The organism is Saccharopolyspora rosea (assembly GCF_025643595.1).
Lineage (GTDB): Bacteria > Actinomycetota > Actinomycetes > Mycobacteriales > Pseudonocardiaceae > Saccharopolyspora > Saccharopolyspora rosea.
The window spans coordinates 3,219,327-3,242,236 of record NZ_CP102826.1; the positions used below are offsets into that span (position 1 = coordinate 3,219,327).

Here is a 22,910-nt window from a genome sequence, read left to right on the forward strand (position 1 = left end):
CGCTATGAAGCGTTCGTAGGATTGTCAACAATCCGCGGGTAGTCTTCACTCGAAGATCGTTTCCGCCCCGGGGCGGTGGCGGGTCGGGACGGGTGCGGCCGCGGGATTTCGGCGAATCCCCCAGAGCGAACGGGAGTCCACGATGCCCAGGTACCTGTCGATCACGCTCGAAAAGCGCGGGGTCTCCTGCGTGGCCGAGCTGCTGGACAAGGACGCGCCCCGCACCTGCGAGGCGGTGTGGCAGGCGCTGCCCCAGGTCGGCCCGGTGCACCACGCCAAGTACGCGCGCAACGAGATCTACACGATGGTGCCCCGTTTCGCGGCCGAGGAGCCCGGGCAGGAGAACCCGACGGTGACGCCGATCCCGGGGGATGTCGTGTACTTCTCCTTCCCCGGCGGCATGCTCGACCGGGCGTTCAAGGAGGAGAAGAACATCCACGAGCTGCCCGGGGTCATCGACCTGGCGATCTTCTACGGCCGCAACAACCTGCTGCTCAACGGCGACGTGGGTTGGGTGCCCGGCAACGTGTACGCCACCATCGTGGAGGGCTTGGACCGGATGGCCGAGGCGTGCAACGACGTGTGGCGCTCGGGCAGCGTGGGCGAGACGCTGCGCTACGACCGCCACCCGGGCTGACGGGGGAGACGCATGCCGCCTGACTTCCTCGGGGCGGTGACCGGCCCGGAGCCGCAACGCGGCGTGGGCGTGATCGCTCCGTTCGACCTCGCGCTCGACCGCGAGCTGTGGCGGTGGACGCCGGAGAACGTGTCGCTGTACGTGACGCGCACCGCCTTCGTGCCGGTGCCGGTGACCGTCGAGCAGGCGAGTCTGGTCAGCGACGAGGCGGCGGTGCACGCCGCCACCCGCGACCTGCTGACGCCGGAGCCGGAGGTGGTCGCCTACGCCTGCACCTCGGGCAGTTTCGTCAACGGCGCCACCGGGGAGCGCGGGCTGGTCGAGGTGATGCGCCAGGCCGGTGCCCCGGCCGCGGTGACCGCGTCCGGGGCGCTGGTGCAGGCCCTGACCACGCTGGGGGTCGGGCGGATCTCGATCGCCACGCCGTATGTCGAGGCGGTGACCGACCGGTTGCTGGGTTTCCTCGACGAGCACGGCGTCGAGGTGGTCACCAGCGTCGGACTGGGTCTGCTCGGGCAGATCTGGAAGGTCAGCTACCGGCAGGTCGTCGACATCGTGCGTTCGGCTGACCGCCCGGAGGCCGAGGCGATGTTCATCTCCTGCACGAATCTGCCCACCTACGACATCATCGGCCCCTTGGAGCAGGACCTGGGCAAGCCGGTGCTGACGGCCAACCAGGTCACGATCTGGGCGGCGCTGCGCGAGATGGGACTGCGCGCGGTGGCGCCCGAACAACGCTTGACGCAGGTCGTGGACGCGCCCGCCGCGTGACGAACACATTACGACCACTCGGCTTGAAGCCCCGGTGCGGTAACATTGTCAACAATCGACCGGTCGTGTCGGTGTTGCCCACCGTGGGCTGCGGCCAGCGAACCCCGGACGTCGACCAAGGATGGAGCTCCCGGTGCCGCACACCGCAGGAATTCTCTACCCCGGCTACAGCGCCGAAGACGACTACCCCACCCTCGAACGCCTGCTCGGCGGCGGAGTCCGGCTGCCGGTGGTGCACACGCTGATGCGCGAGGACGCCCACCGGGTCGACGCGTTGCTGGACGTCGGTTCGGAGTCGGTGCTCGCCGACGGTGCCCGCGCGCTGCTGGAGCACCCGGTGGAGTCGGTGATCTGGGCGTGCACCAGCGGCAGCTTCGTCTTCGGCTGGCAGGGCGCGCGCGAACAGGTGGAGAAGCTGCAGGCCGTCACCGGCCTGCCGACCTCCAGCACCTCGTTCGCGTTCGTGCACGCCGCCGCCCGGCTCGGGCTGCGCAGGGTGGCGGTGGCCGCCACCTACCCGGCCGACGTGGCCGAGCGGTTCGTGGAGTTCCTGCACGCCGCCGACCTGGAGGTGGTGCGGCTGTCCAGCAGGGGCATCGTCACCGCCGCCGAGGTCGGCACGCTGCCCCGCGAGCAGGTGCTGGAGTTCGCCGCGGCCAACGACGACGACCGGGCCGAGGCACTGCTGATGCCGGACACCGCGCTGCACACCGCGGCGTGGCTGGACGAGTTGGAGGACCGGCTCGGCAAGCCCGTGCTCACCGCCAACCAGGTCAGCGCGTGGGAGGCGTTGCGCCTGGCCGGCGACGGCACGGCGCGAAACGGAGTGGGAACGCTGTTCCGCAGGCCCCCGGCGGGGCCTGCCGCAGGAGAGCCGACGGGCTTTCCGCCGACGAGGAGATGGTGACGAGGTGCTCGGGACCGACGAGCAGAACCAGCAGCCGGGTGAGTTAGAGCCGGTGCAGCGCAAGTCGACCGCGGCGATCGTGGCCGACCAGCTGCGCTCGGCGATCATGTACGGGTCGCTGCCGCCGGGCAGCCAGCTCGGCGAGGCTGAACTGGCCAACCGGCTCGGCGTGAGCCGGGGCCCGCTGCGCGAGGCCATGCAGCGGCTGGTCGCGGAAGGGCTGCTGCGCAGCGAACCGCACCGCGGCCTGTTCGTGATGACGCTGGACGCCGACGACGTGCACGACCTGTACCTGGCGCGGCTGGCGGTGGAGCGGGCCGCGTGCGAGCAGATCGTGCGGCACCACCGGGTGGAGGCGGTGGCGGAGCTGACCGCCGCGCAGAGCCGCATGGTGGCCGCGGCGGGAAAGAGCGATCAGATCGAGCTGGCCGACGCCGACCAGGAGTTCCACGAGACGCTGGTGCGGGTGTCGGGCAGTCCGCGGCTGCAGCGCATGGCCCAGACGCTGCTGGTGGAGAAGCGGATGTGCCTGACGGCGTTGCAGGACAAGTACCACGCCGACGTGCAGGCCCTGGTGGACGAGCACAAGGGGCTGGTCGACGCGATCGAGGCCGGTGACGAGCAGCTGCTGCTGCAACGGCTGGAAGCGCACATGACCGACGCGCTGGACCGGCTCAACGGCTCCCTGGCCGGGTAGACCCCCGCACGCGTGGGGGGCGGCTGCGCTGACCGGGCGCACCCGCCCCCACGCGGTGCGGTCACAGACCGCCGACGGCGACGTACTTGGTCTCCAGGAACTCGTCGATGCCCACCTTGCCGCCCTCGCGGCCCAGGCCGGACTGCTTGACGCCGCCGAAGGGAGCGGCCGGGTTGGACACCATGCCCTGGTTGAGGCCGACCATGCCGCTCTCCAACGCCTCGCTGACCCGCAGCGCGCGCTGCAAGTCGCGGGTGTAGAGGTAGCTGACCAGGCCGTACTCGGTGTCGTTGGCCTGGTCGATCACGGCCTGCTCGTCGGTGAACGGGGTGATCGCGGCGACCGGTCCGAAGATCTCCTCGCGGGTCATCCGCGCGGCCCGCGGCACGTTCTTGAGCACGGTGGGTTCGAAGAAGTAGCCGTCGCCGTCGCGGCGGGATCCGCCGGTGACGACCTCGGCGCCCTGCCCGAGCGCGTCGGAGACCAGCTCGTCGACCTTGCCCAGCTGGTCGGCGTCGATCAGCGGGCCCACCTGGATCTCGTCGGTGACGCCGCGGCCCACGCGCAGCGCGCGCATGCGTTCGGCCAGCCTGCGGGAGAACTCCTCGGCGACGTCGGCGTGCACGTAGAACCGGTTGGCGGCGGTGCACGCCTCGCCGATGTTGCGCATCTTGGCCAGCATCGCCCCGTCCAGGGCGGCGTCGAGGTCGGCGTCGTCGAAGACGATGAACGGGGCGTTGCCGCCGAGTTCCAGCGACACCTTCAGCACCTGGTCGGCGGATTGCTCGATGAGCTTGCGGCCGACCCCGGTGGAGCCGGTGAACGACAGCTTGCGGGCGCGCCCGTCGCGGATCATCGGCTCCATCAGCCTGCCCGCGCTGCGGGAGGTCACCACGTTGAGCACGCCCTCGGGCAGGCCCGCCTCGATGAGGATGTCGGCCAGCGCCAGCATCGACAGCGGGGTCTGGTGGGCGGGTTTGATCACCGAGGTGCAGCCGGCGGCGATCGCCGGCCCGATCTTGCGGGTCCCCATGGCCATGGGGAAGTTCCACGGGGTGATCAGCAGGGCCGGGCCGACGGGCTGGCGCATCACCAGGAAGCGGCCGGTGCCGTTGGGCGCGACGGCGTAGTCGCCGCCGATGCGCACCGCCTCCTCGGAGAACCACCGGAAGAATTCAGCCGCATAGGTGATCTCGGCGCGGGATTCGGCGAGCGGTTTGCCCATCTCCAGGGTCATCAGCAGCGACAGGTCCTCGTGCCGCTGCATGATCAGTTCGAAGCCGCGGCGCAGGATCTCGCCCCGCTCGCGCGGCGGGTGCTTGGCCCAGTCGTGCTGGGCGTCGGCGGCGGCCGCCAGCGCGGCCAGGCCGTCCTCGGGCGAGGCGTCGGCGACCGAGCACAGCGCCTGGCCGGTCGAGGGGTCCTCGACCTCGTAGGTGCGTTCCCCGCTGGCCGGGCGCCACTTGCCGCCGATGAGCAGTTGCTTGGGGGCGGCGTCGACGACGGCGGACTCACGCGGGTGTTGTTCGGTTGCGGTGCTCGTGGCGGTCATGCGGAGACCCCTTCTCGTGTTCGATGGTGGACACCGGCGCCGGGTGATGGTTGCATGAGATCCGAGATTGTCAACAATCCTACATTCTGAATGCGATTCGCTTCGATGAGCTGGGAGTTGATCATGGCTGAGCTCTCGCCGGTGCTGAAGCAGGCGACACCGGTCCTGGCCGCCCGCGGGGAAGGTGTCCACCTCTACGACGAACAGGACCGCCGCTACCTCGACTTCACCGCCGGGATCGGAGTCACCAGCACCGGCCACTGCCACCCGCGCGTGGTGGAAGCCGCCCAGCGCCAGGTGGGTACCCTGATCCACGGCCAGTACACGACGGTCATGCACCGCCCGCTGCTGCGGCTGACCGAACGCCTCGGCGAAGTGCTGCCCGACGGGCTGGACCGGCTGTTCTACGTCAACTCCGGCAGCGAAGCGGTCGAGGCCGCGGTGCGACTGGCCCGGCAGGCCACCGGGCGGCAGAACATCATCGCCTTCCAGGGCGGGTTCCACGGGCGCACCATGGGCGCCGGCGCGCTGACCAGCTCCGGCACCAAGGTCCGGTCCGGGATCGGCCCGATGATGCCCGGCGTGGCCTTCGCGCCCTTCCCGGAGACCTACCGGCACGGCTGGAGCGAGACCGAGGCGGTGCGCTTCGCGCTCGGCGAGCTCGACCAGCTGCTGGTCACCGTCAGCTCCCCCCGCGACACCGCGGCGATCATCGTCGAGCCGGTCCTCGGCGAGGGCGGCTACATCCCCGCGCCCCCGGAGTTCCTGGCCGGGCTGCGCGACCGCGCCGACCGGCACGGCATCCTGCTCATCCTCGACGAGGTGCAGACCGGCGTGGGCCGCACCGGCCGGTTCTGGGGGCACGAGCACGCCGCGATCCGCCCCGACATCCTCATCACCGCCAAGGGGCTGGCCAGCGGCTTCCCGCTGTCGGCGATCGCGGCGGGCCAGGAGCTGATGAGCCGGGCGTGGCCGGGCTCGCAGGGCGGCACCTACGGCGGCAACGCCGTCGCCGCCGCGGCCGCCGTGGCCACCCTGGACGTGGTCCGCGACGAGAACCTGGTCGCCAACGCGGCCGAACAGGGCAGCCGGCTGCGCGAGGGGCTGCACAAGGTCGCCGCCGAACACCCGGTCATCGGCGACGTGCGCGGCCTCGGGCTGATGCTGGCCAACGAGTTCACCACGCCCGACGGGCAACCCGACACGACCACCGCCACCCGCGCCCACGCCGCCGCGGCCGAGCGCGGCCTGCTGCTGCTGACCTGCGGGCCGCACGGCAACGTGGTGCGCATGATCCCCCCGCTGATCGTCACCGCCGACCAGGTCGACGAGGCGGTCGGGCTGTGGAGCCAGGCCGTGCACGACGCGGTGTCGGCCTGACCGGCCGGTGGTGGGCGGCGCTGCGTGACCGCTCACCACCCTCTCACCAGCCCGAATGAGTGATCCGCGGCCACGGTTTGGTAGCGGTGCGTGCTCTTGCTGCGGTCGTCTGGGATGCTTGCACGCCGAAGTCCGGCACGCACCTGCGCGTGCCGGGGAGTCGACGCGACGCAGGTGTGGACAAGCTCATGAGCGATTGGTCGGCGGGAGGCCCGCCGCGAGGCCGCGGTCAGCGCGGTCGAGGTGGCTACGACTACTACCGGGAGGCCCGCGGAGGCACTCCCGCAGGCAGGCGGCCGCCCCAGCAACCCCCTCCACCACCCGGCCGCGGCGCCCGACAGCGCCCCGACACGCCGCCACCGCCGCGCAAGCGCCCCCGGTGGGGCCGGCGCATCGGCATCACCCTGCTGGTGCTGGTGGTGCTGCTGGGCGGCCTGGTGTTCTACTTCGACAGCATGCTCCAGCGCACCAATGCGCTGGACTACCCCGGCCGCACCAGTGCGGACTCGCCGGGCACCAACTGGCTGTTGGTCGGCTCCGACAGCCGGGAAGGACTCGACGACGCGCAACGCCAGGAGCTGTCGGCCGGTGACGCCGCGGGCAAGCGCACCGACACCATGATGTTGCTGCACGTACCCGCCAGCGGTGGTCAGGCCGCACTGATCAGCCTGCCCCGCGACTCCTACGTGAGCATCCCCGGTCACGGCAAGGACAAGCTCAACGCCGCCTTCTCCTACGGCGGACCGCAGCTGCTGTCCCAGACCATCGAGGGCGCCACCGGCGTGCACATCGACCACTACGCCGAGATCGGCTTCGGTGGTTTCGCCGGACTGGTCGACTCCGTCGGCGGGGTCAACATCTGCCTGGACAAGCCGATGGACGACGAGAAGGCCAACGCGCACCTGCCCGCCGGGTGCCAGGACCTCGACGGCCCCAAGGCGCTGGCGTTCGTGCGGGCCCGCTACTCGCTGGCCGGCGGCGACCTGGAACGCGCCGAGAACCAGCGCAAGCTGCTCGGCGCCCTCGTGCACCAGGCCACCAGCCCGGCCACGCTGATCAACCCGTTCCGGCTGTTCCCCGCCGCCTCGGCGGCCAGCCAGACGTTCCTGGTCAACGATGGTGACCACCTGTGGCACCTGTTCTCGCTGGCGATGGCGATGAGCGACGTCAGCAGCGGGCAGGGCGTGACCACTGCGGTACCCATGCAGCGGTTCGGCACCGCGCCCAACGGCGCCTCGGTGATCATCTGGAACAAGACCAAGGCGGCTCAGCTGTTCGGCGCGATCTCCGAGGACAAACCCATCCCGCCGGACCTGATCGGCAACAAGTAGGACCGTCCAGCGCGCACGAGGCGGGCCGCCCCTGGCTGGGGCGGCCCGCCTCGCCGTTGGGAGGGACGACTCGGAGATCAGGACACGAACCGGGTCAGCTGGGCGATGTCGCCGTTGAACACGTCCTGCCCACCCGGCAGCGGCCCGTTGTTGGAGTTCTGCCACACCGTGTGGTAATCCCAGCCCGCCGGAAGCGGCCCGATCTGCGGCCCGTAGCGGGCCACCCACAGCGGGTTGTTCGGCGCGAAGTCCGGATTGCCGCCGGTGCAGCGGTTCCACCAGTTCGCCGTGGTGTAGATGACCGGGAAGCGACCGGTGCGCGCCCGGTAGGTGTTGGAGAAGTCGGCGATCCACCGCGACATCGCCCCCGGGTCCATGCCGTAGCAGACCTCGCCGTAGGGGTTGTGCTCCATGTCCACCGCACCCGGCAGCGTGCGGCCGTCGGCCGGCCAGCCGCCGCCGTTGTCGACGAAGAAGTTGGCCTGCTGCGCGCCGGGTGACCGGTCGGGCAGCGCGAAGTGGTAGGCCCCGTGCACCAGCCCGGCACCGGCCGAACCGTTGTACTGCTGGCCGAAGTGGTCGTTGCGGAACCCGGTTCCCTCGGTGGCCTTGACGTAGGCGAACTGGGCCCCGTCGGCCCGGGCCTTGCCCCAGTCCACGTCGCCCTGGTGACCGCTGACGTCCATGCCGCGCAGCGCCCCGGCGGGCAGCGCCCGCGGCGCGGTCGAGGCCCCACCGGCCCCTTCGATGCTGTACCCGGCCCACGCGCCACCGGGATCGCGGGGATCCAGGCGCGGCGCGCTGCGGGTGCTCAGCGGCTCGCCGATGGCCGGGGCGGCGCACACCGCCGTGGCCAGCAAGGCGGCCAGCACCGGGCCGAGCGGTCGGCGGCGTCGACGGCCGGATCGGGGGGACCGGGTATTGCTGCGATCTGAACGGACCACTGCATTCGCCTCCTCGCCACACGCGGCTGGGCCCTGACCTGGATTCCGGGGATCCCCGGGGACGCAAGCGGGCACCGGGCGTGACCGATCATGTGCGCTCGGAATATAACGCGGGGTCACCGTCGGCGCCGGGACGTCGACGCGGCGTTGCGAGTGGTTCGCCCTGCCGGGTCCACTGTGGCGGGTCGAGCGTGACGTGGGTCTCCCGATTGGAGAATCGGCGCCACGTCGGGTACGTCTCAGGGCATGGCACAGCGAACAGGCGGTCCCGGCGGACCGCGAGGCGATCGCAGGCGCGGCGGGCCGCGACCGTCGGCGGGGCGCCGCGACGAGCAGGGGTTGCGGCAGGAACTGCGCGGCATGCACGGCGCCAGCTACGGCCGGTACAAGGCGCTGAGCGGCCGCTGGTCGTTCCCGGAGTTCACCCTGGAGGTGCAGCGGGTCCAGCCCGACCCCTACGCCCCGGCCAGCCGGTGCGAGGTGCGCGTTGACCCGGACGTGGCCGGCTTCCCCGCGGCGCTGTGGTCCACGCCGGTGCGCGCGCGGGCGCTGGCCGGGTTCCTGCTGCGCGCCGCGCACCGCAGGCTGCGCGACAGCCGGCTGCGCGTGGACGCCGGCCGCCAGCAGGTGCTGGACCGCAGCGCGTGCCAGATCGTCGACGGGACCGTGGTGCTGCGGCTGGGCATCGACCTGCCCGGCCGGGGGCGCACGATCGACGGCAGGCAGGCCGAGCGGGCGTTGTGCGACGAGCTGCCCGAGGTGGTCTCCGAGGCGCTGCGCCACGCCACGGCCGACCGCGACCGGTTGCGCGAGTTCGTCGAGTCGGTGGAGGACACCGACGCGTTGCGGCGCATGCTGCCGGGTCTGGGTCTGGTGGCGTTCGTGGCCGACGGGGCGATGCTGCCGCGGCGCAGCGGGGTCGACGACCGGCCGCTGGCCGACGGGGTGCCGTTCTGCTCGCCGGAGTCGATGCGGGTGGAGGTCGAACTGCCCAACCGCGGCCGGGTGACCGGCATGGGCGTGCCGGAGGGCATCACGCTGATCGTCGGCGGCGGGTTCCACGGCAAGTCGACGCTGCTGCGGGCGCTGGAGTACGGCATCTACGACCACGTGCCCGGGGACGGCCGGGAACTGGTGGTGTGCCGGGACGACACGGTCAAGGTGCGGGCCGAGGACGGTCGGCGGGTGCACCGGGTGGACGTCAGCCCGTTCGTCAGCCACCTGCCGACGGGGTCGGACACCGCGGATTTCTCCACCGACAACGCCTCCGGGTCGACCTCGCAGGCCGCGGCGATCGTGGAGGCCGTCGAGGCCGGGGCCAAGGTGCTGCTGGTCGATGAGGACACCGCGGCCACGAACCTGATGATCCGCGACGCGCGGATGCAGGCCCTGGTGGCCAAGGAGGCCGAGCCGCTGACGCCGTTCGTGGACCTGATCCGCCCGCTGCACACCCAGCGCGGGGTCTCCACGGTGCTGGTCATGGGCGGCTCCGGCGATTACATGGACGTCGCCGACCAGGTGCTGATGATGGACTCCTACCGGGCGCGCGACGTCACCGCGCAGGCCCGCGAGCTGGCGGCCAACCCGACGGGCCGCAACACCGAGGCCGACGGGTTCCCGCCGATCCGGCACCGGGTGGTCGACCCGCGGTCGATCAGCACCGACCGGCCGAAGGTGCGCGCCCGCGGGGTGGACGCGCTGACCCTGGGCGAGTCCACTGTGGAACTGCGGGCGGTGGAGCAGCTGGTGGATCCCAGCCAGGTCACCGGGATCGGCCTGGCGCTGGTGACCTGCGTGCGGCGGGGTCTGGTGGACGGTTCCCGCACTGTGGCCGAGGTGCTCGACGAGTTCGCCGCCGAGGTCGACAAGCGGGGCGTGGCCGCCGTCGACGACCGCTACGTCGGTGACTTCGCGGTGCCGCGTCGCTTCGAGCTGGCTGCCGCGCTCAACCGGCTGCGGGTGCTGAAGGTGTCCGGCTTCCGCGCGTAGCCGTCCGGTGGTTTGCCCGGTCCGGGGCCGGGGGCATCATCGGGGCAGGAGTTCCCGCGACTCGCCGTGGCGTGCCGCCCGGTGCGCGCGGTGGACGGGAGGCGTCGGATGCCTCGGATGGGATTTTCGAACCGCACGGGCTATGCCGACCGCAGGCACGCGGGGCAGGTGCTCGCGCAGCGGTTGAGCGGTGCGGACCTGGTGGACCCGGTGGTGTTGGGGCTGGCCCGCGGCGGGGTGCCGGTGGCCGCGGAGGTGGCGCGGGCGCTGGGTGCTCCGCTGCGGGTGTGCGTGGCGCGCAAGATCGGCGCGCCGGGCCAGCCGGAGCTGGCCGTCGGTGCGGTCACCGCGGAGGGTCCGCCGACCTACGACCCCCGGATGGTGCGGTCGTTCCACCTCGACGAGCGGGCGTTGGCCCAGGCGTGCGAGCAGGAGCGGGCGGAGGCCCGGCGGCGGGAGGAGCGGTTCCGGCCGGGCGAACCGCTGGCGTTGGCGGGCCGGGACGTGGTGCTCGTCGATGACGGTCTGGCCACCGGGGCCACGGCGCGCGCGGCGGTGCGGATGCTGCGGGAGTCCTCGCCGCGCAGCATCGTGCTGGCGGTGCCGGTGGGGGCGCCGGACGCGGTGGAGGCGCTGCGGTCCGAGGCCGACGTGGTGGTGTGCGTGCTGCAGCCGGTCGGGTTCAGCGCGGTCGGCCAGTGGTACCGGGATTTCCGGGCGACCAGCGATGCGGAGATCGACCAGGTGCTGCGCGAGTTCGCCTGACGCGCCGCAGCGGTGATCGGGAGCCCCGACCGCTGAATGTGAAACAATCTATGGTTTCAGTGTTCGGTGAAACCACTGCCTTCGGCCGGTGCACGTCGACGACTCAGTCGAACGAAGTAGCCTGGACGCGGCCAAAGGCGCGCCGCTACTGGAAATCGGGTGGTTTCGGACCACCGGTCGAGCGGTGTCGGCGCGTCGGAGTGGATGTGGGACCGGGTCTCGGGTTGATTGGTTCGCTATGACAGTCGCTGGGCATTCCGACAAGCAGTCGCCGCAGTCGGGCAGGCACGGGCCCGCCGGGCGGTCCGGGGCCAGACGGAGTGCCGAGTCCGGCCAGGGCTACTCCGCCGAGGTCGCCGGCCAGGTGGGTGAGGCGAGTGCCGCGCTGGGACAGCGGCTGCGCGACCCGGCCGTGGCGCACGACGTCGCCGAGATCGAACAGGTGCTGCGCGGGTTCTCCACCGCCGTGGAGGGCATGGCCGACGGCGTGGGCGGGGTGACCGAGTGGCTGCGGGCCGCCGGGCACGCCGGACCGCTGTCCGGGCACGCCAGCGTCGTCGCCGACCGGTTGGCGCACGCCGGGCGCGAGTTGGAGCGGTTGGCCGAGGCGATCGGGCAGGCCAGGGAGAAGGCGAGTTAGTCCTCGGGCGGCGGCGGGCGCTGCGGGCGTTCCGCGTCCGGGTCGTCGTCGGCGGGGGGTTCGGCGTCGAGTGCCTCGTCGGCCCGAGTGGGGTGGTTGCCGCGCAGGCGGCCCTCCAGTTCCTTCTCCAGGGCGTCGTCCTGCCGGGGTCCGTGCTTGTCGCTGCCGCGTCCCACGGCGGCCTCCTCGTGCGTGTCGCGGGTAGGTGTCCCGTCCGGTGGCTACCCGTCGCGGGTGCGGTGAACACGCCGGGCGCGCAAGTCGGGATCACTTCGGAGCGGTCGCGGACCGCTCAGTATGTTGGGGGCCGACATCGCGGCGGCGGTGATCGAACGCGCCGGTGGCGGCGCGCGGTCCCGCGGTCGCGGCGACCGGTGCCCGAGGGGGCGGGTCGGCCGGTCGGCCGGACGAGTTCGCGCAGGCGCGGGGGCCTGCTGTGGTGTGGAGGTGCATCGGTGGATCGCGGCGGTGTCGGGGATTCCTCTGCCGCGTTCGATTCGCTGTTCAGCGAGGTGCTCGCGCAGGGGTCGACGACGGGGCCGCAGCGGGGACTGGAACTGGGCCAGCTGCTGGATCCCCACGCCCGCGAGGTGCTGTCGCGGGCGGTGCGGGCCACTGTGGAGTTCGGCGGGCGGGAACTGGACAGCGCGCACCTGCTGTGGGCCGTCATCCAGGTTCCGGCCACCGCGCGGCTGCTGGCCGAATCCGGGGTGCGGGTCGAGGAACTGGCCGGGGCGGTGCGTGGCGCGCTGGCATCGGGTTCCGGCACCGACCCGGGCGGCAAGCCGGTGCTGTCGGCGGCCGCGCGGCGCGCGCTGCTGGGTGCCTACCAGCATGCCTCCGGTGAGGGCGCGGACGTGGTGGGCGCGCGGCACGTGCTGCTGGGCCTGGCCACCGACGCGGACTCGGTGGCCGGGCGCGCGCTGGCGCGGGCCATCGAGCAGGGCGACCGGCCCGGTGCGCGCGGGGTGCTGAGCGTGACGCCGCGGCTGGACGAGTTCGGCATGGACGTCACCGAACTCGCCCGCGCGGGCCGCCTGGACCCGGTGGTGGGCCGGGACGAGGAGATCGACCAGGCCATCGAGGTGCTGGGGCGGCGGTCGAAGAACAACCCGGTGTTCATCGGGGATCCCGGGGTCGGCAAGACCGCGATCGTCGAGGGACTGGCGCAGCGGATCGTGGCCGGGGAGGTGCCGTGGTCGCTGGCCGACAAGCGGGTGGTGTCGCTGGACCTGGCGGGCATGGTGGCCGGGGCGAAGTTCCGCGGCGAGTTCGAGCAGCGGTTCCGCGACGTGCTCGGCGAGATCCGGGCGCACCGCGAGGACGTGCTGGTGTTCGTCGACGAGCTGCACAGCATCGTCGGCGCGGGTGCCGGCGAGGGGTCGATGGACGCGGGCACCATGCTCAAACCCGCGCTGGCGCGCGGCGAGGTGCGGTTGATCGGCGCGACCACCGTCGAGGAGTACCGCAAGCACATCGAGAAGGACCCGGCGCTGGAGCGCCGGTTCGCGCCGATCCTGGTCGCCGAGCCGTCGGTGGAGCAGGCCGTGGTGGTGTTGCGCGGGCTGCGGGACCGCTACCAGCGCCACCACCGGGTGCGCATCGACGACGAGGCGTTGCAGGCGGCCGCGCGGCTGTCGCAGCGCTACGTCACCGACCGGTTCCTGCCCGACAAAGCGGTGGACCTGCTGGACCAGGCGTGCTCGCGGGTGCGGTTGCGGCGCGGCGGGTCGGTGCGCGAGCGGGCGGTGTTCGAGCCCACGGTGGGTGCCGACGACGTGGCCGACGTGGTGTCGCGGCGCACCGGCATCCCGGTGTCCGACCTCGGTGAGCGCGATGTGGCCCAGCTGTTGGGGTTGGAGGACCAGCTGCGGTCGCGGGTGGTCGGCCAGGACACGGCGGTGCGGGTGGTGGCCGAGGCGGTGCGGCGGGCCCGGGCGGGGCTGGCCGACCCGGAACGGCCGATCGGCAGTTTCCTGTTCCTGGGGCCGACCGGGGTCGGCAAGACCGAGTTGGCGCGGGCGCTGGCGCAGGCCATGTTCGGTGACACCGGTCGGCTGCTGCGGTTCGACATGGGCGAGTTCCAGGAGAAGCACACGGTGTCGCGGCTGGTGGGTGCGCCGCCGGGCTACGTGGGGTACGGCGAGGCCGGGCAGTTGACCGACCGGGTGCGGCGCCAGCCCTATTCGGTGGTGCTGCTGGACGAGGTGGAAAAAGCGCACCCGGACGTGTTCAACACGTTGTTGCAGGTGCTGGACGCGGGTCGGTTGACCGACGCGCAGGGCAGGCTGGTGGACTTCCGCAACGTCGTGGTGATCATGACCTCCAATCTGGGTGCCGAGCGCATCGCGGCGTCCGAGGACGCGGATGCGGCGGTGATGGAGGAGTTGCGGGCGTTCTTCCGCCCGGAGTTCCTCAACCGGATCGACGACGTGGTGGTGTTCCGGCCGTTGGCCGCCGAGCAGCTGCGGACGATCGCGGGGATGTTGGTGGAGCGCACCGGCGAGCAGCTGCGGTTGAAGGGGGTGCGGCTGCGGGTGGACGAGGCGGCGTTGGACTGGTTGGTGCGCAGGGGGTGGCAGCCGGAGTTCGGGGCGCGGCCGCTGCGCCGCACCATCCAGCGCGAGCTGGACAACCGGTTGGCGTCGATGCTGCTGGAAAAGCTGCTCTCGCCCGGTGACGAGGTGGCCGTGGGCGTGGCCGGTGCGGAGCTGTCGTTGGGGGTCTCGCAGGTGTGGCGGCCGGTGTCGGGTGGGCGGCACGCCGCTCCCGACGACGAAGCGGTGCCGGTGGGTGAGCAGCAACGCGTGTCCGGTTGATCAGCGCGTCGGGGGCTGGCCATGCTGGAGCGCATGGGTGTTGAGGGCGCGGCGTTCGACGCGATCGGTGACCGCTACGAGAAGTGCTTCGTCGAGCGGGACGAGCAGGAGCGGGCCGGGGCGTGGGTGATCGAGCGGCTGCCGCGTGGCGGCCGGGTGCTGGACCTGGGGTGCGGGAGCGGTGTGCCGACGGCGGCGCAGTTCGCCGCGGCGGGGTTCGAGGTGGTCGGTGTCGACGAGTCGCCGCGCATGGTGGAGCTGGCGCGGCAGAAGGTGCCGCAGGCGCGGTTCGTGACCGCCGATGTGCGCGAGGTGCCGGCCGAGCTGGGCGAGTTCGACGCCGCGGTGGCGTTCTTCGCGTTGTTGATGGTGTCGCGGTCCGAGATCGGTGAGGTGCTGGCGGCGGTGCGGCGTCGGCTGCGGGGTCCGCGGCTGGTGGCGTTGTCGATGGTCTACGGCGATTTCGACCTGTTCCCGATCTCGTTCCTGGGGGTGCCGGTGCGGGTCACGGCGTTGCCGACCGACCAGTTGCGGGACGTGGTCGTCGAGGCCGGGTTCGAGGTGCGGCGGGTGTGGGAGGCGCGGGCCGAGGTCGAACCCGGGCGCATCGAGCGGCAGGTGTTCCTGTGCGCGCAGGCCCGCGACGACTGACCGGCACTCCGATCGGGTGAAGCGGGTCGGGTGCAACGGTCTGCAACCCTTCCGGCCCGGGCACGGGAGTCGGACAGTGGTGTGCGTCACCGGCTGTTCGAGGAGGAGCAGTGCCCGATGCGGTCGCCACCCCCGGTTCGGCGGTGGGCATCGTCGCCAATCCGATGTCGGGCCGCGACGTGCGGCGGCTGGTCGCTCAGGCGTCGGTGTTCCCCACCGCGGAGAAGGCCAACATGGTGCAGCGGTTGCTGTCGGCGGCCGCGGCGGTGGGGGTGCGGCGAGCGGTGGTGTCCACCGATCTGGGTGGGATCTCCGCGGCGGTGCTGCGGGCGTTGCGGCAGCGGCGGCCGGGCCGGGACGGTCCGTGGCCGCGCGTGGAGTTCTGCGACCAGGTGCGGCTGACCGAGACCGCCGCGGACACGGTGCACGCGGTGCGCGCCATGGTGGCCGCCGGGGTGGGCGTGGTGGTGTGCCTGGGTGGTGACGGCACGGTGCGGGTGGCCGCGCAGGCGTCCGGGCAGGTGCCGCTGCTGGCGTTGTCGACCGGCACCAACAACGCGTTCCCCGAGATGCGGGAGGCCACGGTGGCGGGGCTGGCGGCCGGGTTGGTGGCCACCGGGGCGGTGCCGGCCGAAGGGGTGTGCCGCCGCGCCGGGGTGCTGCGGGTGCGGGCCGGTGACCGCCGCGAGTCGGCGTTGGTGGACGTGGCGGTGTCGCGGGCCCGGCACGTGGGCAGCCGGGCGGTGTGGGAACCGTCGTCGCTGGTGGAGTTGTACTGCGTTTTCGCCGAACCCGACGGCATCGGTCTGTCCAGTGTGGCCGGTCTGCTGGGGCCGAGTCCCCGGTCCGAGCCCGATGGGGTGGCGTTGCGGCTCGGTGCGGGTGGGCGGCGGGTGCTGGCGCCGATCGCGCCGGGCCTGGTGCGCGAGGTGGGTGTGGTCGAGCACCGGGTGCTGCCGGTCGGCGAGACCGTGCCGGTGCTCGCCGAGTCCGGGGTGATCGCCGTGGACGGTGAGCGCGAGATCGAGTTCGGGCCGCGGGTGCGGCCGAGCGTGCGGTTGTGCGCCGACGGGCCGTGGTGCGTGGACGTGGCGGCGGTGTTGCGGCGCGCGGCGCAGGAGTCGTTGTTGCTGGATCGGACCGAGGTGCCGGCCGCGCCGGTGCCCGAGCACGGAGGACGGCCATGACCGACACGATCACCGAGGCCGCGGAGCTGGGCGCGGCCGAACTGGTCGAGGTGTACCGCTCGATGCGCACGATCCGGGTGTTCGAGGAGCGGGTGCACGCCGAGTTCGCCACCGGCGACATCCCGGGATTCGTGCACCTCTACGCCGGGGAGGAAGCCTCGGCGGTGGGGGTGTGCGCGCACCTGGACGACCGGGACTCCATCGCCTCGACCCACCGGGGGCACGGCCATTGCATCGCCAAGGGCGTGGATGTCAAGGCGATGATGGCCGAGATCTTCGGCAGGCGGAGCGGGGCGTGCAACGGCAAGGGCGGGTCGATGCACATCGCCGACTTGAGCAAGGGCATGTTGGGGGCCAACGGCATCGTCGGCGGCGGGCCGCCGCTGATCTGCGGGACCGCGCTGGCGGGCAAGCTCGCCGGCAACGGGGCGGTGAGCGTGGCGTTCTTCGGTGACGGCGCCAGCAACCAGGGCACCACGCTGGAGGCGATGAACCTGGCGTCGGTGTGGAACCTGCCCGCGGTGTTCGTGGCGGAGAACAACGGTTACGCCGAGGCCACCGCGAGCACGTGGTCGGTGGCCGCGGACAACATCGCCGACCGGGCGGCGGGGTTCGGCATGCCCGGGGTGATCGTGGACGGCTTCGACTTCTTCGCCGTGCACGAGGCCGCGGGTGAGGCCGTGGCGCGGGCCCGCGAGGGCGGCGGGCCGACGCTGATCGAGGTCAAGCTGACCCGCTACTACGGGCATTTCGAGGGGGATCAGCAGACCTACCGGGGTGACGAGGTCGCGCGGGCGCGGGAGCGCACCGACTGCCTGGCCCGGTTCCGGGCCCGGGTGTGCGAGTCCGGGCAGGTCGCGGCCGCCGAGCTGGACCGCGTCGACGGCGAGGTGGCGGCGCTGGTCGACGAGGCGGTCACCGAGGCGCGTGCGGCGGCCAAGCCGACCGAGGCGGACCTGCACACCGACGTCTACGTGGCGTACTGAGCGGAGGAGAAGCGCGATGGCCAGGTCGATCACGTACCGCGAGGCGATCAACGAGGCGTTGCGGCAGGAGATGCGCCGTGATGAGCGGGTGGTGGTCATGGGCGAGGACGTCGCCGGTGGCGCCGGGGCGCCGGGCGAATCGGACGCCTGGGGCGGGGTGATGGGGGTGACCTCGGGGCTGTTCGGGGAGTTCCCGGACCGGGTGTTGGACACCCCGATCTCGGAGTCGGCGTTCATCGGCGCGGCGATCGGTGCGGCCACCCGCGGTCTGCGTCCGGTGGCCGAGCTGATGTTCATCGACTTCCTGGGGGTGTGCTTCGACCAGATCTTCAACCAGGCGGCGAAGTTCCGGTACATGTTCGGCGGCAAGGCGGTCACGCCGGTGGTGATCCGCACCATGTACGGGGCGGGGTTGCGGGCGGCCGCGCAGCATTCGCAGTCGTTGTACTCGATCTTCACCCACATCCCGGGGTTGAAGGTGGCGGTGCCGTCGTCGCCCTACGACGCCAAGGGGTTGATGATCCAGGCGATCCGCGACGACGACCCGGTGATCTTCTGCGAGCACAAGGCGATGTACGACACCGGCGGCGACGTGCCCGAGGACTCCTACGCCCTGCCCTTCGGCGAGGCCGAGATCGTGCGCGAGGGCTCGGACGTCACGGTGGTGGCGATCGGGCGCATGGTGTCGGTGGCCCGGCAGGCGGCCGAGCAGCTGTCCGGGGACGGCATCGAGGTGGAGGTGGTGGATCCGCGCACGCTCAGCCCGCTGGACTCGGACACGATCCTGGAGAGCGTGGAGGGCACCGGGCGGCTGGTGGTGGTCGACGAGGCCACGCCGCGGTGCAGCGCGGCCACCGACATCTCGGCGCTGGTCGCGCGGGAGGGGTTCGGCTCGCTGCGGGCGCCGATCGAGATGGTCACCGCCCCGCACACGCCGGTGCCGTTCAGCGACGCGCTGGAGGACCTGTACGTGCCGGACGCCCAGCGGGTGGCCAACGCGGTCAAGGCCGCGGTCGGCTACCAGCGGTGAGGAGGCTGCGATGAGCGAGGGCGTGCGGTCGGTGGTGATGCCCAAGTGGGGTTTGTCGATGGCGCAGGGCAAGATCACCGAGTGGCTGGTGTCCGAGGGTGACCGGGTGGATCCGGGCACCGAGGTGGCCGAGGTGGAGACCGACAAGATCTCCGGGGTGCTGGAGTCGGCCGAGCAGGGCGTGGTGCGGGCGTTGGTGGCCGAGGTGGGCCAGGACGTGCCGGTGGGGGCTCCGGTGGTGATCGTCGCCGGCGAGGAGGTCTCCGACGAGGAGGTGGCGCGGGCCGTGGAGCAGGCCCGCGAGCAGGTGGCCAGCGGGGAGCCGGTCGCCGAGGCCGGCCCGGTGCTGTCGGCGGCCGAGGTTGACGGGCGGCGCGTGGCCTACGCCTCGATGGGGTCGGGTGAGCAGACCGTGGTGCTGGTGCACGGCTACGGCGGGGACAAGAACTCGTGGCTGTTCGCCCAGGAGCCGCTGGCGGGCTCGGCGGTGGTGCACGCGGTGGACCTGCCCGGGCACGGCGAGTCGAGCAAGGACGTCGGGGACGGTTCGCTGCCGACGTTGGCCGGGGCGGTGCTGGGCGTGGTGGAGCGCGTCGGCGCGCAGCGGGTGCACCTGGTGGGGCATTCGCTCGGTGGGGCGGTGGTGGCCGCGGCCGCGGCGGCCGATCCCGCTCGGGTGGCGTCGGTGACGCTGGTGGCCCCGGCCGGGTTCAGCCCGGAGGTGGATGCGGCGTTCCTGCGGGAGTTCGCCGAGGCCACCTCGCGCCGCGAGCTCAAGCCGGTGGTGGCCAAGCTGTTCGCCGACCCCGAGCAGGTGACCCGCAGGCTGGTCGACGACCTGGTGAAGTACCTGCGGCTGGACGGGGTCCGCGAGGCGTTGCGCACCCTGCAGGGCACGCTGCTGGACGGCGACCGGCAGGCGTTGGACACCCCGGCTGTGCTGGAGTCGTGCCCGGTGCCGGTGACGGTGTTGTGGGGTGCCCAGGACCGGATCCTGCCCCCGCCGCAGCGGCCGGTGTCCGGTGTGGACCAGTGGGAGGTCGCCGAGGGCGTAGGGCACATGCTGCACATGGAACGGCCGCAGCTGGTGCGGGAGGCGGTGGCCGCGCGGCTGTAGCGATCCGGCCGGTCTTTACTGCCAGGCGTGTGGCGGATCACACTGGGAGGCCAAATCGTCGGCGCGGGAGCGGACAGCAGTGCACGCGGAACGACTGGAGCCTGCGGTGCCGGTGGGCACCGATCCCCGGACGCGGGCGCGGGCGTTGGCGCGGGTGCACGCCGAGTTCCTCGGTGGGCAGCGGCCGCACCAGCGGCCCCGGGCGTTGATCTCCGATTCGTGGCGGCGGGTGCTGGGCGCCGGGATGCGCCCGGACCGGCCGCGGGAGGCGGTGCCGCTGGAGGAACGGGATCTGCGGCACCGCCGGGAGCACACCCGGCTGGCGCGGGTGCTGCCCGCGCTGCGGGGCAGCCTGGCCGCGTTGGCCGAGCAGGCCGACAACATCATGGTCGTCGCCGACGCCGACGGGCACGTGCTGTGGCGGGAGGGTGCTGCGCAGGTGCGCCGCCGCGCCGACCGGTTGGGGTTCGCGCCGGGTTCCAGCTGGCGGGAGGACGTCGTGGGCACCAACGCGATCGGCACCGCCCTGGTGGTGGGCCGGGCGGTGCAGGTCTACTCCGCCGAGCACTTCCTGTGCAGCCACCACCCGTGGACGTGTTCGGCCGCACCGGTGCGGGATCCGCGCAGCGGCGCGGTGGTGGGCGCGGTGGACCTGTCCGGCCCGGTGTCCACTGTGCACCCGAGCACGCTGGCGCTGGTCGGTGCCGCCGCGCGGCTGGCCGAGTCGGAACTCGTCCAGGACCACCGGGCGGAGTTGGAGCGGCTGCGGGCGGTGGCCGCGCCGGTGTTGGCGGGCCTGCGCGGGCGGGCGCTGGTCACCGACCCGCACGGGTGGGTGGCCGCGGCCGGGGGTGTGGCGCCGGTGGACCGGGTGCTGTTGCCGGACCGGGTGGACCAGCGCACGTGGCTGCCCGCGTTCGGTCCGTGCGTGTGCGAGCCGGTGCCCGGTGGCTGGTTGATCCGCCTGGACGACGACGGCCCGGTGCGCCCGTGCGAGGTGGTGCTGGACCTGCGCCGCGGTGGGCAGGCGTGGCTGCGGGTGCACGCCGACAGCGGCAGCTGGCAGCAGCGGTTGACGCCGCGGCACGCCGAGGTGCTGTACGTGCTGGCCCGTCACCCGGGTGGGCGCAGCGCGGCGCAGCTGGCCGCCGACCTGTTCGGCGACGCGGACCGCGCGGTGACGGTGCGCGCCGAGATGTCCCGGCTGCGGCGGCTTTTCGCGGGCATGTTGGCGCACCGGCCCTACCGGTTCGCCGAGTCGGTGCGGGTGCGGGTGCTCGTCCCGGACGACGGGCCGGTGCTGCCCGCGTCGCTGGCGCCGGAGGTGCGTCGGCTGCGCGGACTGTGATCGTTTCGCCGCCGCGGTTGCCGGGTAGCCGAGGAGCGGAGTTGATCATCCGCGAGGGAGGGTCGGTGCCGCGATGGCGACGGGGACGTTGGCGCAGCAGCTCATCGACGCGCACGTGGTCGAGGGGCGGACGAGTCCGGGGCAGGAGGTGGCGCTGTCGGTCGAGCAGACGCTGACCCAGGACGCCACGGGGACGTTGGTGATGCAGGAGCTGGAGGCGCTGGGTCTGGACCGGGCGCGCACCGAGACCAGCGTGCAGTACGTCGACCACAACCTGCTGCAGGCCGATGAGAAGAACGCCGAGGACCACGCGTTCCTGCGCTCGGCGTGCCGCCGGTTCGGGTTGTGGTACTCGGGACCGGGCAACGGGGTGTCGCATCCCACGCACATGCAGCGGTTCGGCGTGCCGGGCAAGGCGCTGGCCGGGTCGGACTCGCACACCTGCGCGGCCGGGTCGCTGGGCATGTTGGCGGTGGGGGTGGGCGGTCTGGAGGTGGCGTTGGTGATCGCCGGGCAGCCGTTGCGGCTGCGGATGCCGGAGATCTTCGGGGTGCGGCTGACCGGCGCGCTGCCGCCGTGGGTGTCGGCCAAGGACGTGATCCTGGAGATGCTGCGCCGCCACGGTGTGGCCGGCGGGGTGGGGCGGATCATCGAGTACCACGGGCCGGGGCTGGCCGGGTTGTCGGCGATGGACCGGCACGTCATCGCGAACATGGGTGCCGAGTTGGGGGCGACGACGACGGTGTTCCCGGCTGACGAGCGGGTGCGGGAGTTCCTGCGCGCCGAGGCTCGGGAGGCCGATTTCCGCCCGTTGGCCGCCGAGGACGGCGCGGTCTACGACGTCACCGACGAGATCGACCTGTCGCGGCTGGAGCCGTTGATCGCGCGGCCGTCGGCGCCGGACGCGGTGGTGCCGGTGCGCGAGGTCGCGGGCACCGAGGTGGGGCAGGTGGTGATCGGGTCATCGGCCAACCCTGGTTTGCGGGACTTCGCGGTGGCCGCGGCGGCGGTGCGCGGCCGGCGGGTGGCCGAGGGCGTGAGCTTCGACGTCAACCCGACCTCGCGGGAGATCTTCGAGGACCTCACGCGCATGGGGGCCACGTTCGACCTGATCGCGGCGGGGGCGCGGATCCACCAGACCGGTTGCCTGGGCTGCATCGGGATGGGGCAGGCGCCGGCGGTGGGGCAGAACTCGTTGCGCACGTTCCCCCGCAACTTCCCGGGACGGTCGGGCACCCCGGAGGACTCGGTGTGGTTGTGCTCGCCGGAGACGGCGGTGGCCGCGGCGTTGACCGGGGTGATCACCGATCCGCGCGAGCTGGGCGACGCGCCGCAGGTGGTGCTGCCGGACGCGGCGTCGGTCAACACCGCGATGCTGGTGCCTCCGCCGGCGGAGCCGGTCACCGAGCAGCTGGTGAAGGGGCCGAACATCTCGGCGTTGCCGGAGCTGGATCCGCTGCCGTCGCGGCTGTCCGGTCCGGTGCTGGTCAAGGCGGGGGACGACGTGTCCACCGACGAGATCTCCCCGGCGGGTGCGCGGGCGCTGCCGTTGCGATCCAACATCCCGGCGTTGGCGGAGTTCAGCTTCACCCGCATCGACGCGGACTACCCGCGGCGGGCGCGGGAGCAGCCGGGGGAGCACGTGGTGGTCGGGGGTGCCAACTACGGCCAGGGTTCGTCGCGGGAGCACGCCGCGATCGCGCCCCGCTACCTGGGGTTGCGGCTGGTGCTGGCCAAGTCGTTCGCCCGCATCCATTGGCAGAACCTGGTCAATTTCGGCATCGTGCCGCTGGAGTTCGCCGACCCGGGAGACTACGACCGGATCGAGGCCGGGGACGTGATCGAGGCCCCCGGTCTGCGAGAGGCGTTGCCCCACGAACACGACATCACGCTGCGTAACACCACGCGGGGCGTCGACATCCGGGCGCGGCACCGGTTGTCACCACGGCAGGTGGACGTCTTGTTGGCGGGCGGTGTGATTCCCTACCTGGCCACTCGATCGTGACGGGTTGTCACACGAACGTGGCGAGCCTTGTTGGCTCGGCCGGTGGCTCCTACCGTGGAAGCAGCGGTTGAGCAGCCGCCACGGCGCACCCCTGGCGTCCGAGCGCAGCGGCGAGTTCCGGGTCCGTGGCCACATAACCGAACCGTCGATGACC

20 protein-coding genes are annotated in these 22,910 nt (G+C 72.6%); 17 read left to right on the forward strand and 3 right to left on the reverse strand.

The annotated features are described in order from the left end of the window. The first annotated feature begins 142 nt into the window (after positions 1-142). The 4 genes from NV263_RS14920 (at position 143) to NV263_RS14935 (ending at position 3,012) form a co-directional block, all read left to right on the forward strand. The gene (locus tag NV263_RS14920; protein WP_263253888.1) at positions 143-637 is read left to right on the forward strand and encodes a DUF3830 family protein; all 495 of its coding nucleotides are present in this window, start codon (positions 143-145) and stop codon (positions 635-637) included. Positions 638-649: 12 nt separating this feature from the next. Next, positions 650-1,408 carry a maleate cis-trans isomerase family protein gene (locus tag NV263_RS14925; protein ID WP_263253889.1) on the forward strand — a complete coding sequence of 253 codons (759 nt, stop codon included), beginning with the start codon at positions 650-652 and terminating at the stop codon, positions 1,406-1,408. Positions 1,409-1,541: 133 nt separating this feature from the next. Next, complete coding sequence (locus NV263_RS14930) at positions 1,542-2,315, forward strand: maleate cis-trans isomerase family protein (RefSeq protein ID WP_450104039.1); 774 nt, start codon at positions 1,542-1,544, stop codon at positions 2,313-2,315. 4 nt (positions 2,316-2,319) lie between these two features. Beyond that, positions 2,320-3,012, forward strand: a complete 693-nt coding sequence (locus tag NV263_RS14935; RefSeq protein ID WP_263253892.1) for a GntR family transcriptional regulator — start codon at positions 2,320-2,322, stop codon at positions 3,010-3,012. Between the two features lie 61 nt (positions 3,013-3,073). On the opposite strand, the gene NV263_RS14940 is transcribed toward NV263_RS14935, so the two are convergent. Then, positions 3,074-4,564 carry an NAD-dependent succinate-semialdehyde dehydrogenase gene (locus NV263_RS14940; RefSeq protein ID WP_263253893.1) on the reverse strand — a complete coding sequence of 497 codons (1,491 nt, stop codon included), beginning with the start codon at positions 4,562-4,564 and terminating at the stop codon, positions 3,074-3,076. Between the two features lie 123 nt (positions 4,565-4,687). Between NV263_RS14940 and NV263_RS14945 the strand changes: the two genes are divergently transcribed. Next, complete coding sequence (locus tag NV263_RS14945; RefSeq protein ID WP_263253894.1) at positions 4,688-5,944, forward strand: aspartate aminotransferase family protein; 1,257 nt, start codon at positions 4,688-4,690, stop codon at positions 5,942-5,944. Positions 5,945-6,132: 188 nt separating this feature from the next. Next, a complete protein-coding gene (locus tag NV263_RS14950; protein WP_263253895.1) occupies positions 6,133-7,275 on the forward strand; it encodes an LCP family protein in 1,143 nt (380 codons plus the stop codon). Positions 7,276-7,352: 77 nt separating this feature from the next. Here the strand turns inward: NV263_RS14950 and NV263_RS14955 are convergent, their stop codons facing one another. Beyond that, positions 7,353-8,219, reverse strand: a complete 867-nt coding sequence (locus NV263_RS14955) for a lysozyme (protein ID WP_263253897.1) — start codon at positions 8,217-8,219, stop codon at positions 7,353-7,355. A 246-nt stretch (positions 8,220-8,465) separates the two neighbouring features. On the opposite strand from NV263_RS14955, the gene NV263_RS14960 reads away from it, so the two are divergent. From NV263_RS14960 to NV263_RS14970, 3 genes are all read left to right on the forward strand, one after another. Further along, positions 8,466-10,208, forward strand: coding sequence for an ABC-ATPase domain-containing protein (locus NV263_RS14960; protein WP_263253899.1), 1,743 nt, complete (start codon positions 8,466-8,468; stop codon positions 10,206-10,208). A 108-nt stretch (positions 10,209-10,316) separates the two neighbouring features. Continuing rightward, positions 10,317-10,973 carry a phosphoribosyltransferase gene (locus NV263_RS14965; protein ID WP_263253900.1) on the forward strand — a complete coding sequence of 219 codons (657 nt, stop codon included), beginning with the start codon at positions 10,317-10,319 and terminating at the stop codon, positions 10,971-10,973. Between the two features lie 238 nt (positions 10,974-11,211). Next, positions 11,212-11,613, forward strand: a complete 402-nt coding sequence (locus tag NV263_RS14970) for a hypothetical protein (RefSeq protein WP_263253901.1) — start codon at positions 11,212-11,214, stop codon at positions 11,611-11,613. Here NV263_RS14970 and NV263_RS14975 read toward each other — a convergent pair. Then, positions 11,610-11,789, reverse strand: coding sequence for a hypothetical protein (locus tag NV263_RS14975; protein WP_263253903.1), 180 nt, complete (start codon positions 11,787-11,789; stop codon positions 11,610-11,612). The genes NV263_RS14970 and NV263_RS14975 overlap by 4 nt on opposite strands. Before the next feature lie 279 nt (positions 11,790-12,068). Between NV263_RS14975 and NV263_RS14980 the strand changes: the two genes are divergently transcribed. From NV263_RS14980 to NV263_RS15015, 8 genes are all read left to right on the forward strand, one after another. Then, the gene (locus tag NV263_RS14980; protein WP_263253904.1) at positions 12,069-14,432 is read left to right on the forward strand and encodes an ATP-dependent Clp protease ATP-binding subunit; all 2,364 of its coding nucleotides are present in this window, start codon (positions 12,069-12,071) and stop codon (positions 14,430-14,432) included. Between the two features lie 33 nt (positions 14,433-14,465). Further along, positions 14,466-15,083, forward strand: coding sequence for a class I SAM-dependent DNA methyltransferase (locus NV263_RS14985; RefSeq protein WP_263253905.1), 618 nt, complete (start codon positions 14,466-14,468; stop codon positions 15,081-15,083). Positions 15,084-15,193: 110 nt separating this feature from the next. Further along, complete coding sequence (locus NV263_RS14990) at positions 15,194-16,270, forward strand: NAD(+)/NADH kinase (RefSeq protein WP_263253906.1); 1,077 nt, start codon at positions 15,194-15,196, stop codon at positions 16,268-16,270. Then, a complete protein-coding gene (locus NV263_RS14995) occupies positions 16,267-17,256 on the forward strand; it encodes a thiamine pyrophosphate-dependent dehydrogenase E1 component subunit alpha (RefSeq protein ID WP_263253908.1) in 990 nt (329 codons plus the stop codon). The genes NV263_RS14990 and NV263_RS14995 overlap by 4 nt, the downstream gene beginning before the upstream one ends. Positions 17,257-17,272: 16 nt before the next feature. After that, entirely contained in the window at positions 17,273-18,286 is a 1,014-nt protein-coding gene (locus NV263_RS15000; protein ID WP_263253909.1) for an alpha-ketoacid dehydrogenase subunit beta, read from the forward strand. Positions 18,287-18,296: 10 nt separating this feature from the next. Next, positions 18,297-19,403, forward strand: coding sequence for an acetoin dehydrogenase dihydrolipoyllysine-residue acetyltransferase subunit (locus NV263_RS15005; protein WP_263253910.1), 1,107 nt, complete (start codon positions 18,297-18,299; stop codon positions 19,401-19,403). Positions 19,404-19,482: 79 nt separating this feature from the next. After that, entirely contained in the window at positions 19,483-20,751 is a 1,269-nt protein-coding gene (locus NV263_RS15010) for a helix-turn-helix domain-containing protein (protein WP_263253912.1), read from the forward strand. Positions 20,752-20,824: 73 nt separating this feature from the next. Further along, positions 20,825-22,756, forward strand: a complete 1,932-nt coding sequence (locus NV263_RS15015) for an aconitate hydratase (RefSeq protein WP_263253914.1) — start codon at positions 20,825-20,827, stop codon at positions 22,754-22,756. Positions 22,757-22,910 lie beyond the last annotated feature (154 nt).